Annotated in this window: 12 protein-coding genes; 4 read left to right on the forward strand and 8 right to left on the reverse strand. The window is 63.3% G+C overall.

What is annotated here, in order from left to right; translation table 11 throughout:
* Positions 1-47: 47 nt before the first annotated feature.
* From ppx to GL4_RS11710, 5 genes are all read right to left on the reverse strand, one after another.
* Positions 48-1,565 (reverse strand): exopolyphosphatase, encoded by a 1,518-nt coding sequence (gene ppx / locus GL4_RS11690; RefSeq protein WP_045367750.1) that lies wholly within the window; start codon positions 1,563-1,565, stop codon positions 48-50.
* Positions 1,566-1,574: 9 nt separating this feature from the next.
* Positions 1,575-3,755, reverse strand: coding sequence for an RNA degradosome polyphosphate kinase (locus tag GL4_RS11695; RefSeq protein WP_045367753.1), 2,181 nt, complete (start codon positions 3,753-3,755; stop codon positions 1,575-1,577).
* Positions 3,756-3,871: 116 nt separating this feature from the next.
* On the reverse strand, positions 3,872-4,549 hold the full coding sequence (locus GL4_RS11700) for a P-loop NTPase family protein (RefSeq protein ID WP_045367755.1): 678 nt from the start codon (positions 4,547-4,549) through the stop codon (positions 3,872-3,874).
* The gene (locus GL4_RS11705; RefSeq protein ID WP_082025632.1) at positions 4,546-5,196 is read right to left on the reverse strand and encodes a CDP-alcohol phosphatidyltransferase family protein; all 651 of its coding nucleotides are present in this window, start codon (positions 5,194-5,196) and stop codon (positions 4,546-4,548) included. Before GL4_RS11705 ends, GL4_RS11700 begins: the two co-directional genes overlap by 4 nt.
* A gap of 124 nt (positions 5,197-5,320) precedes the next feature.
* Positions 5,321-6,508: a hypothetical protein gene (locus tag GL4_RS11710; protein ID WP_156137553.1), complete on the reverse strand. Its 1,188-nt coding sequence runs from the start codon at positions 6,506-6,508 to the stop codon at positions 5,321-5,323.
* 229 nt (positions 6,509-6,737) lie between these two features.
* On the opposite strand from GL4_RS11710, the gene purM reads away from it, so the two are divergent.
* The 3 genes from purM (at position 6,738) to GL4_RS11725 (ending at position 10,107) form a co-directional block, all read left to right on the forward strand.
* Positions 6,738-7,799 (forward strand): phosphoribosylformylglycinamidine cyclo-ligase, encoded by a 1,062-nt coding sequence (purM, locus tag GL4_RS11715; RefSeq protein WP_045367761.1) that lies wholly within the window; start codon positions 6,738-6,740, stop codon positions 7,797-7,799.
* Complete coding sequence (gene purN / locus GL4_RS11720) at positions 7,796-8,461, forward strand: phosphoribosylglycinamide formyltransferase (RefSeq protein ID WP_045367764.1); 666 nt, start codon at positions 7,796-7,798, stop codon at positions 8,459-8,461. Before purM ends, purN begins: the two co-directional genes overlap by 4 nt.
* A 281-nt stretch (positions 8,462-8,742) precedes the next feature.
* A complete protein-coding gene (locus GL4_RS11725) occupies positions 8,743-10,107 on the forward strand; it encodes a cytochrome P450 (protein ID WP_244462610.1) in 1,365 nt (454 codons plus the stop codon).
* A gap of 56 nt (positions 10,108-10,163) precedes the next feature.
* Here the strand turns inward: GL4_RS11725 and GL4_RS11730 are convergent, their stop codons facing one another.
* Both GL4_RS11730 and ndk read right to left on the reverse strand, forming a co-directional pair.
* Positions 10,164-10,853 (reverse strand): NlpC/P60 family protein, encoded by a 690-nt coding sequence (locus GL4_RS11730; RefSeq protein ID WP_045367766.1) that lies wholly within the window; start codon positions 10,851-10,853, stop codon positions 10,164-10,166.
* Between the two features lie 165 nt (positions 10,854-11,018).
* The gene (gene ndk, locus GL4_RS11735; RefSeq protein WP_045367768.1) at positions 11,019-11,441 is read right to left on the reverse strand and encodes a nucleoside-diphosphate kinase; all 423 of its coding nucleotides are present in this window, start codon (positions 11,439-11,441) and stop codon (positions 11,019-11,021) included.
* 161 nt (positions 11,442-11,602) lie between these two features.
* On the opposite strand from ndk, the gene GL4_RS11740 reads away from it, so the two are divergent.
* Positions 11,603-11,953: a DUF3147 family protein gene (locus GL4_RS11740; protein WP_045367771.1), complete on the forward strand. Its 351-nt coding sequence runs from the start codon at positions 11,603-11,605 to the stop codon at positions 11,951-11,953.
* 22 nt (positions 11,954-11,975) lie between these two features.
* On the opposite strand, the gene GL4_RS11745 is transcribed toward GL4_RS11740, so the two are convergent.
* Entirely contained in the window at positions 11,976-12,434 is a 459-nt protein-coding gene (locus GL4_RS11745; RefSeq protein WP_045367773.1) for a DNA polymerase III subunit chi, read from the reverse strand.
* Positions 12,435-12,452: the final 18 nt, after the last annotated feature.

Genomic DNA, 12,452 nt, shown 5'->3' on the forward strand with positions numbered 1-12,452 from the left:
TTGCTCCTGCATTCAGCAACCTTGGCGACTGCGGCCATGCCAGTCCGTCAGCTTGCGACGAGTTGGAACGGCTCGCCCATCCGAATCTCAGGCTCGCAATCCAACAGATTGGCGAGGGTCTTGAAGCGCCGGCTGACGCGTTCGCCTTCGAGATCCGCATAGGGCTCCGGCAAGGTCCAAACAAGCCGGTCACCCTCGTAGGTGAGCGGGGTATGCGGCAGCACGCCGGGCATGGCCGCGGAGACCATGTGCGCGACGCGGAATGCCGCGCCCAAGATTTTGGCGCGCCTCAGTGACTCCTTATCCACCAACTCGACCAGCCCCTGGCTCAACTCGTCGCTCACTACGCCTTCGTTGCGGTAGTACGAGGTCAGTGCCAGGAACGCGCGGCCGGGATGATCGACGCCGATGAGATCGCCATTGGTGATCAGGTTGAGACTCTGAGCGCCGCGGTAATCGGGATGTGCGCGCCAACCGATGTCCGACAGGAGGCACGCGGCATGGCGCAGGCGAGTCTGCTCCGGTGTCTCCACCGGCCCCGGCACACGGAAGAGACCATCGGTCCACGCGAGCAATTCGTTGGCGTTCTCCACCGACCGGGCGCGCTGCTCAGCAAGCACCTGGCAAGCCTCGATGAGCGGATCCTTCGCGCGCTCCTCGGCGCTCAGGAGGCTGTAGAGCAACCCCTCGCGAATGCCGAACACAGACGTCACGATGGACCGCGGCTTCATCTGCTTGATGAGCCGTTCGAGCACGAGCGCACCGTAAGGCAATGTCTCGCGCCGCGCGCTGGAGATGTCGCGCAGTCCGGGCATGTCGTCGTCCAACTGGCCGTAGAGGCTGCTGACGAATTTCAGCGCGTCCTGCCCGTCCATCCGGTAGTTGTGCATGACGCGCAAGGGATAGTCCGTCTGGGCCATATGCAGGCGCGACACGGCCCGCCAGGTCCCGCCGATGGCGTAGAAGTCCCGGCCCCGGCCCTTCTCGAGCCAGGTCACCTTCGAAAACTCCGAATCGATGACCTCGCGCGCCTTTTTTAGATTTCCGCCCGACACATCGATCAGACGGAGTCCCCCGAGCGGCAGCGTGAGCGCATCGGACAACCGTCCACCCCGCACGTCGACCAGCTCCAGGCTGCCGCCGCCGAGATCGCCCACGAACCCATCGGCAGCATAGATTCCCGAGACGACGCCGAGCGCGGCGAGCTCCGCTTCCATCGTGCCGGACAGCACCGTGATCTTGTGCCCCAGGACCTCCTGGGCTTTGGTGATGAAGTCGGGCCCGTTCTTCGCATCGCGCGCCGCGGCGGTGGCGATTACCTCGGTCCGGTGCACGTGAAGCTGGGCGATCAAGGCGCGGAACCGCCGGAGCGCCCGGAGCGCGCGTGCGACCCCGGCCGGCTCGAGGCTCCCGGTGCTCGCGACCGTCCGGCCGAGCCCGCACAGAACCTTCTCGTTGAAGAGGGGCGCGGGCGCATGTGTCGCGCTGTCATAAACGATCAGCCGCACCGAATTGGAGCCGATATCGACGACCGCGACCGGCGCCCGTTTCTTCCTCCCAGCCATGGCGAGAGACTAGAGGTTCTCGTCGACCCGCGTAAAGCGCGGAGGCATGTTTTCCGGTAGAGAAGTTCCCCGCCCCGACAGGCTGGGGTTGGTCATGAAGTAGTTCTGGGCGCTGAAGGGCTCTTCCTCTCCTTCAGGATGGATGCGGACGGAGTTCCCGTCGGGGAGAACACGCCAGCTCTGCAGATTGTCCTTCAGATTTGCCACCATGATCTGATCCAGGATCTGCTCGTGTACCGTCGGGTTCTTGATGGGGGTCATCGCCTCGACGCGGCGGTTTAGGTTGCGGGGCATCATATCGGCGGAGCTGATATAGACGGCCGCCTTCCGGTGCGGCAGGCCGTGCCCTGCCCCGAAGCAATAGATACGGGAATGCTCCAGGAAACGCCCGACGATGCTCTTCACGTGGATGTTCTCCGACAGACCAGGCACGCCGGGCCGCAGGCAGCAGATGCCACGGCAGACGAGATCGATTTCAACGCCCGCCTGGCTTGCCTCGTAGAGCGCATCGATGATTTCGGGATCGACGAGCGAGTTCAGCTTCATCCAGATCGCCGCCGGCCGGCCGGCCTTGGCGTGATACATCTCCTCGCGCACGTGATCGAGGATGCGCGCGCGGATTCCGCCGGGCGAGACCGCCATGGACTCGAGCTCCGCCGGTTCCGCATAGCCTGTCACGTAGTTGAATATGCGGGATAGATCGTTGCCGATCGAGCGGTCAGCGGTGAAATAGGACAAGTCCGTGTAGATCTTCGCCGTGACCTGGTGATAGTTGCCCGTGCCCACGTGGCAATACGTGGCTAGCTCGCCGCGCTCGCGCCGGACGATCAGGCTCAGCTTGGCGTGCGTCTTGAGTTCGATGAAGCCGTAGACCACCTGAACCCCGGCGCTTTCCAGGTCGCGCGCCCATTTGATGTTGGCTTCTTCGTCGAAGCGGGCTTTGAGCTCGACCACCGCCGTCACCGACTTGCCGGCCTCTGCGGCTTCCTTCAACGCCTCGATGATCGGCGAGGTCTTGCTGGTCCGGTACAGCGTCCATTTGATCGCGACAACATCTGGATCGGCCGCGGCCTGCTTCAGGAACTGCAGGACCACATCGAAAGACTCGTAGGGGTGATGCACCACGATGTCCTTCTTGGCGATTGCCGCGAAGCAATCGCCTTGATGCTCGCGGATGCGCTCCGGGAACCGACTGACATAGGGCGCGAATTTCAGGTCCGGGCGGTCCGCGACGATAAGCTGGTCCGTGTCCGTCAGCCCGATCAGGCCTTTCTGCACGAAACTCTCGCGTTCCGTGACCTTCAGCTCCTGCATGACGAAGCGCTGCAGCCGCGACGGCATGGTGGCTTCCATCTCCAGCCGGATGACCGAGCCGCGCTTCCGGCGCTTGAGCGCCGATTCGAACACGCGCACGAGATCTTCGGCCTCTTCCTGGACCTCGATGTCGCTGTCGCGCACGACACGGAACGCGCCTTGGCTCCGTACCCGGTATCCGGGGAACAGCCGTGAGACGAAAATGCCGACCACGGTCTCCAGCCGCACGAAGCGGATCCCCGTCACACCGTCCTTGCCGTCCGGCAGCCGGATAAAGCGGTCGAGCTGGGAAGGGATCGGCAGCAGCGCGTGCATGGTCCGGAACGATCCCTCGCGCACCAGTTCCAGCCCCAGCGTGAATCCGAAATTCGGGATGAACGGGAACGGATGAGCCGGATCGACTGCGATCGGGGTCAACACAGGGAAGATCAAATTGAGGAAGTGATCCTCGAGCCAGCTGCGCTCCGCATCGGTCAGCTGATCGGCGGTGAGAACATGAATGCCCGCTTCGCCGAGAAGAGCTTCCAGCGCGACCCAAGTCTCCTGCTGCAAAGCCGTCAGGTCCGCGACGGAGCGATTGATGCGGTCGAGCTGTTGGGCAGGCGTCAGGCCGTCCTGACTCGGCGTCTCGATCCCGGCCACCATCTGCGCCCGCAGGCCCGCGACGCGGACCATGTAGAACTCATCGAGATTGTTGGCGGAAATCGACAGGAAGCGAAGCCGCTCCAACAGCGGATGGCGCTCGTTCTCGGCCTCTTCCATCACGCGCTTGTTGAAGTTCAACCAGGACAATTCGCGATTGAAGTAGCGGCTCGGGCCATAGGCAGCGATTCGGGCAACCGCGCCTTCCGGCTCTATCGCTTCCGGAACGTTCATCGATATCCTCTTGGAATAAAGGGCATTGTGAGCCCGCCAGCTCCCTCAGGGTAGAGCCGTGATGTTAGGCCAGCAACTGTATCACCAGCGTAACGGTAAACGTCAAATCGGACGCCTTACTCAATCGTCGCAGCACGCTCCAGCGCCTCGGCGACGAGTTGCCGGCTGATCTTCCTGCCAGAGCGCAGGGCCGCCTGATCGACAGCCTCCACCGCCGCGGCAGCCGCTTCCAGCGAGCGGTCGATCCTGACAGCCAGGAACTCGAGCACCTTGGGTTCGATGGTGAGCTGGCGGTCGGAGAAGTGTTTCAGCATCACCGTCCGCAGCAAGACCTCGTCCGGCGCTCCGATCTCGGTCACCGGGACGGCACTGAGCCGCGAAAGCAGGTCCGGCAGACTGAACGGCCAGCGAATGGGGCTGATCCGCGCGGTCAGAAGGACCGAAAAGCGCTTCTCCGCCGCAAGATTCAAAAGGTGGAAGAGTGTCCGCTCGTCGAACCCGGACCGGTCGGCGTCCTCCACGGCAAGGGCCGACCCCGGCGGGCGCGCATCGAGCGACCGCACGTCCAGTGTCGTCGGATCGAGCGCGTCGGCGCTGGACCGCTCTTGCCAAACCCGGACGAGATGGGTCTTCCCACTCGCGGGCGGCCCCACAAGGACCTGCACCGGCCCCGGCCACTCGGGCCAGGCGTCCACCATGCGGACGGCCGCGAGATTGCAGTCGCTGACGAGGAAATCCTCTGCGCCCAGAGCCGCCCGGTGCGGCAAATCGAATGCGAGTTGCCCCGGACTCACGGCGTCCGGACCTCGGGCCGCGAGGCGCCGTTGCCGCTTTTCGCACGCGCCGCTTGGACGCTCGTCGGCCGCGCGGCCCCTTGCAGCCGGTGGAGCGGCTCGGGCTGCTCAGGCTCGTAGCTCATCATGTGGCGCAGCCAGCCGAAGAAATAGACCGAGGCCGACAGAACGGTGAGCCCGCCGGTGACCCAGATGAGCACGCTCACGAGCCAGCTCACGCCGAGGCCGAGCCCGAGTTGTGCCAGGACGAACCCGGCCAGGGCAATCTGGGCGAATGTATTGATCTTGCTGACGATGAGCGGTTTGACCTCGACGGGGCGCCACATCATCCAGGCCAGCAGGACCGCGCCGACGATGAGAATGTCGCGGCTGACAACGATGATCACGAGCCAGACCGGCAGGTGGCCCGAAATCCCCAGCGCCACGTAGATCGCGACCAGAAGCGCTTTGTCGGCGATGGGATCGAGATAGGCGCCAAGCTCCGTGCGCCAGCCATAGCGCTTGGCGAGATAGCCGTCGGCCGCGTCGGAGAGCCCCGCCAGCATGAACACCACAAACGCCGCGTAGAAGTCCTGGTCGATGATCAGCCAGATCAGAAGCGGCACGGACACGATCCGCGCAAATGTCAGCGTATTGGGGATATTCACCGGCGCTTCTCCCAAGCGTCTTTATGTTCTGGGTACTTCGGCCCGGAGATTATCAGACTGGGGCGGCTCCGCAGCCGAATTTCCGCGAGCCGAGACAGCGAGACAGGACCGGTGGGCCGCTCTCTCATGGTCCCATCGCACGTATCACGAGCGTCCCGTCTCGCTCATACAGTCCGATCCCGTTCTGGGCGAGCACGGCCTGCAACTGGTCGGCGGAGCCTTCATAGTCGAACACCACCTCGGCCCCGCGGGCGGACCTCGACACGATTTCGAAGTCCCGGATATCCGCCACACGCTGAAGCCCAAAATGAATCTGCTGCCAATCACTTACGCTGAAGAACTCAATGACCGCACCAACGCGGCCGAGCGCCTCGTCTTGGACTGTGAACGCCTCCTCGGGATACAGCGCACCGCGCCGCAATGGGATATCGGCTGTCTCGTCGAATGTGGGATCCAGCCGCTGCTTCCAGCGCCGCTCGAGGATGTTAAGTCCCAACCGGGCTGCCTGCTCCTCTGTTGCGGTCATGTTGGCCCGATCCACAGCGCTCGTCGCGACGGCATCGACATCGCCCGCTGCGTCCTCGCCCACGAGGTGGATGCGAAACAAACCATCGGCGACCTGCCCTACGGCGACGACGAGACCGCCATAGCCATAGGTACTGCGCAAGGCCGCATAAGCGCTCTCGTCGCCTGCGAGTACGGCCTTGATCGTCCCGGCCTCGAGATCGTCGCGCAGCGTCGCCAGCTCAGCCGGCGCAACTCCGTTGTCGAGATCCAACCGCGCCCAGGCCTGGCGCCAGTCCGTACTCGCGCCCTTCGCGATGAAGTCGTCCTCGAGCATCACCGGCAGGATCGAAATGGGCGACGCCTGGCTCTCGACAAAGGGTATGGAACGGCTGGTCAAGAGTTGGCGCACCGCGCCCGGATAGAAACGCACATCGACGACACCGATATAGCGCCGCGCCGACGTCTTCTCGCTATGGATCGCGATGCCGGCGACGAGTCCTTCGATCTCACGATGGGAGAATGACGGCAGGCGGTGCTGCCAGCTCGGCGGCGCCAGCCGCTCAAGCAGAATCTGCATCGCCAAGGTCTCAGCCTTCGCCATGCCCTTCTCCCGCGCAACCACGGCATCCTTGGCCGTGACGTCGACTCGGACGTTGGCGACATTGAAGAGACTGGCGGCGCGGGCGGGATCCGAACTTACCACACCGATGCCTAGCAGCATGCCGGCGCCCAGCAGAGCAAGGCGACTCAGTTTGGCAGAACGCCCCGCGAAACCCCTGAAAGCATTGGCTGACTGAAGCGTCATCGACTGCTCCGCGATTCGCGCCGGACCCTTGCGTTCCGGCGCCATTCGATGATGATGGACCAGCGGATTATCCCGGCTCCGGCTCTCTCCTGTGGGCACCCTTGCCTCTATCCCTCTTGCCTGCCAAGAGTGTTATGACAGAACTCTGGAACGTGCACCCGCTTGGCTGCGGACCCGAATTCTCAATTGCCACCTAAACACGACGCGCCCCACCAAGCTTGAAGAGTCCATGCCCGAAGACAAGCCGCTGACCTATCGTGAGGCCGGTGTCGATATCGATGCCGGAAACGCTCTCGTGGACGCGATCGGTCCCCTCGCCGCGAAGACGAAGAGACCGGGCGTTCTGGGCAATCTCGGCGGCTTCGGCGGGCTGTTCGATCTCGCGGCTTGCGGCTTCAAGGACCCGGTTCTCGTGGCCGCCACCGACGGGGTCGGAACCAAGCTGAAGCTGGCCATCGACACGGGCCTGCACGAAGGCATCGGCATCGACCTCGTGGCCATGTGCGTCAACGACCTCGTCGTCCAAGGCGCCGAGCCGCTCTTCTTTCTCGACTATTTCGCGACCGGCAGGCTGGAGGTCGGCGTCGCCGCCGAGGTCGTCGCCAGCATCGCCGAGGGATGCGGCCAGGCGGGCTGCGCGCTCATCGGTGGAGAGACCGCCGAGATGCCCGGCATGTATGGCGACGGCGACTACGACCTCGCGGGCTTCGCGGTGGGCGCGGTCGAGCGGGACGCCATCCTGCCGCGGCCCGACGTCAGCGCGGGCGATGTCCTGATCGGCCTGCCTTCGTCGGGCGTCCACGCCAACGGCTTCTCGCTCGTACGCCGCGTGGTGTCGGAAAGCGGCCTTGGCTGGGACGACCCCGCTCCCTTCGCGCCCGATGCCAAGCTCGGGACGAGCCTCCTCGCACCGACCCGCATCTATGTCCGCCAAGTGCTTGATACGATTCGGGCAAACCCAGGCGCCGTCAAAGCCCTTTGCCACATCACCGGCGGCGGCCTGATCGACAATCTACCGCGCATCCTGCCGGAGACCGTCTCGGCGGCGATCGACATCGATGCCATCGACCCGCCGCCCGTCTTCTCTTGGCTGCAGACGGAGGCGCGGCTCGATGCGCATGAGTTGTACCGAACCTTCAATTGCGGTGTCGGCATGGTCATCGCAGTGGCGCCCAGCGATGCCGGACGCGTCGCCGCGAGCCTCGGGCCCGAAGCGTTTACGATCGGGAGACTCACCGAGCGCGGTGACGGACCGGCGGTCGTGCTGGGCACCGGGGGCACCGAGTCATGAGCGCAAAGATGCGCGTCGGCGTCCTGATATCGGGCCGCGGCAGCAATCTGCAGGCGCTCATCGATGCCGCCAAGGATCCCGACTATCCGGCCGAGCTGGTGCTCGTGATCTCCAACGTGCCCGACGTTCAGGGCCTCGATCGCGCCGAAGAAGCGGGCATCCCGACCTGCACCATCGACCACAAGAACTTCCCGTCCCGCGAAGCCTTCGAAGCCGCCCTGAACGATGCGCTGGACGGCGCCAGCGTGGAGCTTCTCTGCAATGCCGGCTTCATGCGCCTTCTGACGGAAAGCTTCGTGTCACGCTGGCTCAACCGCCACCTCAACATTCACCCGTCTCTCCTGCCCGCCTTCAAGGGCCTCGACACCCACGCACGCGTGCTGGATGCGGGCGCGCGCATCAGCGGCTGCACCGTTCATTTCGTTCGCGCGGCGATGGACGATGGTCCGATCGTGGCCCAAGCGGCCGTCCCGGTTTTGCCGGACGATACGGAGGAGGATCTTGCGGCGAGGGTGCTGGCGGCCGAACACCGTCTCTACCCCCACGCCCTGCGGCTGGTGGCATCCGGGCAGGTCTCGGTGGACGGCGAACGGAGTGCCGGCATGCCCCAAGGGCCCGGCGACCCCGCCCTTTTTTCGCCCCCGCTGAGGGGCAATTTTTGAGCGGACGTTCAAAATCCAGGAAAAATACTATGGGTGCCCCCGGCAAACTTGACGCATCGCAAGTCTGTGCGGCGCAAGGGCCCGTAGACAATGCAGACGAGCGGATGCTAGGAACAACATCTATTCAGTCGATCTCCGCAACGATGACCGCGCACGCAATATTCCTGCAAGGCGGAGGTTGCCCGAGACCTAGTGCTGATCTTGCGGTTTGGCCCCAAGCCCTGCGCGGCACACTTGGCCCAACGGGGATAAACGGCCCAACAATAAGAGGGATGGCGTAAATGGCGGACATGACGGTCGCCTACTCTCCGTCGCACGGCCTCGGAGAAGAAGACAGCATTTGGTTCAAGCTATCGGCATTGCTGAACCAAGAGGACCCCATGCAGGTCCTCATGGCCCTGTGCGAAAAATACAAGGGCGTCCTCCCGGTCAATCTGAAAAACCAACGCATTGTCCTGCTGAGCGAGCCGGAGCACGCCGAGCGCGTTCTCGTGACGAACGCGGACAATTACACGAAGTATTTCGACGGGCTTCGCCCCGTTTTCGGCCGCAGCATGATCACCATCGACGGTGCGCTGTGGCAGAAGATCCGCGTGCCGCAGCAGGCCGCGTTCCATCCGAAGATGTTCGAGGAGTACTTCCCCTATTTGATGTCGGCCATCGACTCGAAGATGGACCGCTGGCAGAAACTCGCCGACTCTGGCGAGACCGTCGAGATGGTGGAAGAGACCTGGACGATGGCCGCCGACATGGTGTGCCGCGCGCTGTTCGACCGCGAGATGCCCTTCAACCCGCACTTCGTCTTCAAGCAAGTCAAGACGTACACGGACGTTGTCAACCACAAGAACGTGCGCCTTAAGAACGTGCGCGGCGAGCTCGAAGAGATCACGGCCGAGGATCCCGCCAAGGCCATGGAGATTTGGCATTCGGTTCCCGACACGGTGATCAGCGCGAACGTCATCGATCATCGCGAAAAGACGCTGCTGACGGCGATGCAGGAAGCCGAGGCCGATCCGGACTTCCCGGAGTTCGACCACCGCCAGGTCATCGATGAGATGAAGCAGTATTTGTGGGCGGGTACCGAGACGACGGCGCTGACGCTTGCCTGGTCGCTCTATCTTCTATCCCAGCATCCCGAAGCGATGCAGCGCGTCCGCGAGGAAGCGCACCGGGTTTGCGGCGACGCCGATCCCGATTGGAACCAGGTTCAGCAGCTGAGCTACACCCGCATGGTGATCCAGGAGACCATGCGCCTTTATCCGCCGATCTGGGGCCTGATCCGCATCGCCGCCGGCGACGACGAGATCGCCGGGCACAAGATCAATGCCGGCGACAAGGTTTCCATCCTGACCTATATCGCTCATCACAGCCCCAAATATTGGGAAGAGCCGGAGAAGTTCGATCCGGAACGGTTCGCTCCCGAGCGCGCCAAGAAGCGGCGCAAATACTCTTACCTTCCCTTCGCGGCAGGCAAGCGCGCTTGCATTGGCGGGGCGTTGTCGCAGATCGAGAACACGCTGGCGCTGGTTCAGCTCCTGCGCCGCTTCACACCTGAGTACGTGGGACCGACACCGGCAAAGATCCGCGCCACCGTCACGCTCTGCCCGCAAGGCGGCCTGCCCTTCAAAATCCGCAAACTCAGCTAGTCTCGGCTCGCCAGCGAAGCGACCGCCCTTCAGGCCCTGTCACGAGCGCGGGGGCGCTAGGCCTCGTCGGTCGACAATTCTCCGTCGGCAGTTCCGGCGACGGGTCCACCGTTGAGCACCAGCGCGCTGGCAGGCCAGCGCGCCCCGAGCAGTCGCGACTTCGCAATGCGGGTCGTGCAGACCTTGTCGCTCTGGTTGCCGCCCAGCACATGGAAGGCCTTCGAGTCCTCGGCCTCGTAAAACCCGACGTGACCCTTCCAGCCGTTTCGGCTGCCCCTCCAGAAAACAAGAATAGCGCCGGGCTCGGGCTCGACTTTCTTGCCGAACTTGAGCCATTGGCGCGCACCCAACGGATTGTTCGGCAGTGGCTCCTTCGGCAGCGTCGCGGCGACGCAGTGTCCGACGAACAGCCCGCACCACGCCACGTCGTCGCCGGGATAGTGGATGTCGAGATCGTCCGCCCAGTCCATGATGACCGGGTTGTTTGGGTCTCCGGCGAATTCCTTGGTGTTTCTGAGGCGCTCTGCCTCCTCGAACCACACGAGAGACGCGTCGTTCGACTCCTTTCCAGCGAGGGAAATCAGATGCCGCTCCGTGCGCGGATCGACGAGTCCCGTCAAGGGAAGACCGTGTTCTTCCTGAAACGCCTCGACAGCGTTGGCCGTCCTTCGTCCCCAGATTCCGTCGATGGGTCCAGGTTCGAATCCAAGCTTCTTCAAAGAGCGTTGAATGTTTCGCACGTTCATGACGCATACTCCCCTAAAGATCGCATATGTGCGACATGCTCTCTCTATGGTTGTACTATGTCAAGACACGCAAAAAGGTCTCTGGAGCGGTCAACTCCAGAGGCCTGCTGAGAAATAAGGTTAACTTCTCCTTACGCCGATGCCGGCGCAGGGAGAGGAGTGCCCCTAGCCGACGATCTCGCTCTTCTTGAAGAGAAGATCGATTTCGCGCTTGGCGCTCTCGGGGCTATCGGAACCGTGCACGGAGTTGCGCTGCAGGTTCACGGCGAAGTCCTTGCGGATCGTGCCGGGATCGGCATCGACCGGGTTGGTCGCGCCCATTACGAGACGGTTGCGCTTGATCGCGTCTTCGCCCTCAAGCACCTGTACAACGATGGGACCGGAAATCATGAACTGCACCAGCTCGTCGAAGAAGTCGCGCTTCTTGTGCATCTCGTAGAATTCTTCGGCCTGCTTCTTCTTCCACCAGACCCGCTTCTGCGCGACCACCCGAAGGCCGGCGCCTTCGAGGCGCGCCACGATCAGCCCTGTAATATTGCGCTCGGTCGCGTCGGGCTTGATGATCGAGAGCGTACGTTCGATGGTCATTATTTCAGTCCTTCTAGTCTCTGATTCTTCAGTATTTTCAAATGTTGGCCGGGCTTATAGCCACCGGTCATGACAGCCACAAGGCGCGGGCGCATTATCAATTAGTGTGTGATAAGAAAGCCTCAGATGCGTTGCCCATGTAACGCAGCGAGGATGATGCGATGCTCTATGCCACGATCAAGGTTCTTCTGACGAGCGTCCTTGTGGTCGCAGTCTCCGAGGCGGCCAAACGCAGCGCACTCTTCGGTGCACTGATCGCTTCGGTACCCCTCACCTCGGTCCTGGCCATGATCTGGCTCTACGCCGAAACCGGGGACACGGAGAAGATTGCACGCCTTTCCACCGGCATTTTCTGGTTGGTGCTGCCCTCGCTGGTCTTATTCGTCAGCCTGCCCCTCTTTTTGCGCGCCGGCTTGGGCTTCCCCATCAGCCTGACCGCAGCAGTAGCCCTGACCGTCGGAGCCTATTTCGCCATGCTCTATGTCTTGGGACTCGCAGGTATCGAGATCTAGGCAGCCCAAGCGCTCCGCCCTGTCAGGCCTTCTGCTGCCACCGGCCCCCCTCGTCCTGCTGCCAATAGCTCACGGACAGGCCCTCATCCTTGGCCGCCGCCCAGGCTGCGCGCGCTCTGGCAACGGCATCCGGATCGTGGCCGTCGAAGATATGAACCACGCGCGCATAGCCGCTCGTCGCCTCCAGACTCGCTCCATCCACCAGGAAGCGGACATTCGCGCCATTCGGATTGGAGTCCGAGTCGGTGAGATAGACGGGCTGCGCCGTGGGAGCGCCGTCCGCATCGGTGCCATGGGGCAGGAAGCTGTCCTCCCGAAAGGTCCACAGTAGCGTATTGAGCGCCTCGACCCGCTCGAGGCTCGCGGCCTGAACGGCCGCCCGCCAGCCGCGCTCCAACGACCGCTCCAGCAGTGCCGGCAGCACCTGCTCCAGCGTGCGGCTTTCCAGATGATAGAAGTACACCTCCGTCTCGCCGCTCATCACACATTCGCCATCGGG

This window comes from Methyloceanibacter caenitepidi, assembly GCF_000828475.1.
GTDB classification, from domain to species: domain Bacteria; phylum Pseudomonadota; class Alphaproteobacteria; order Rhizobiales; family Methyloligellaceae; genus Methyloceanibacter; species Methyloceanibacter caenitepidi.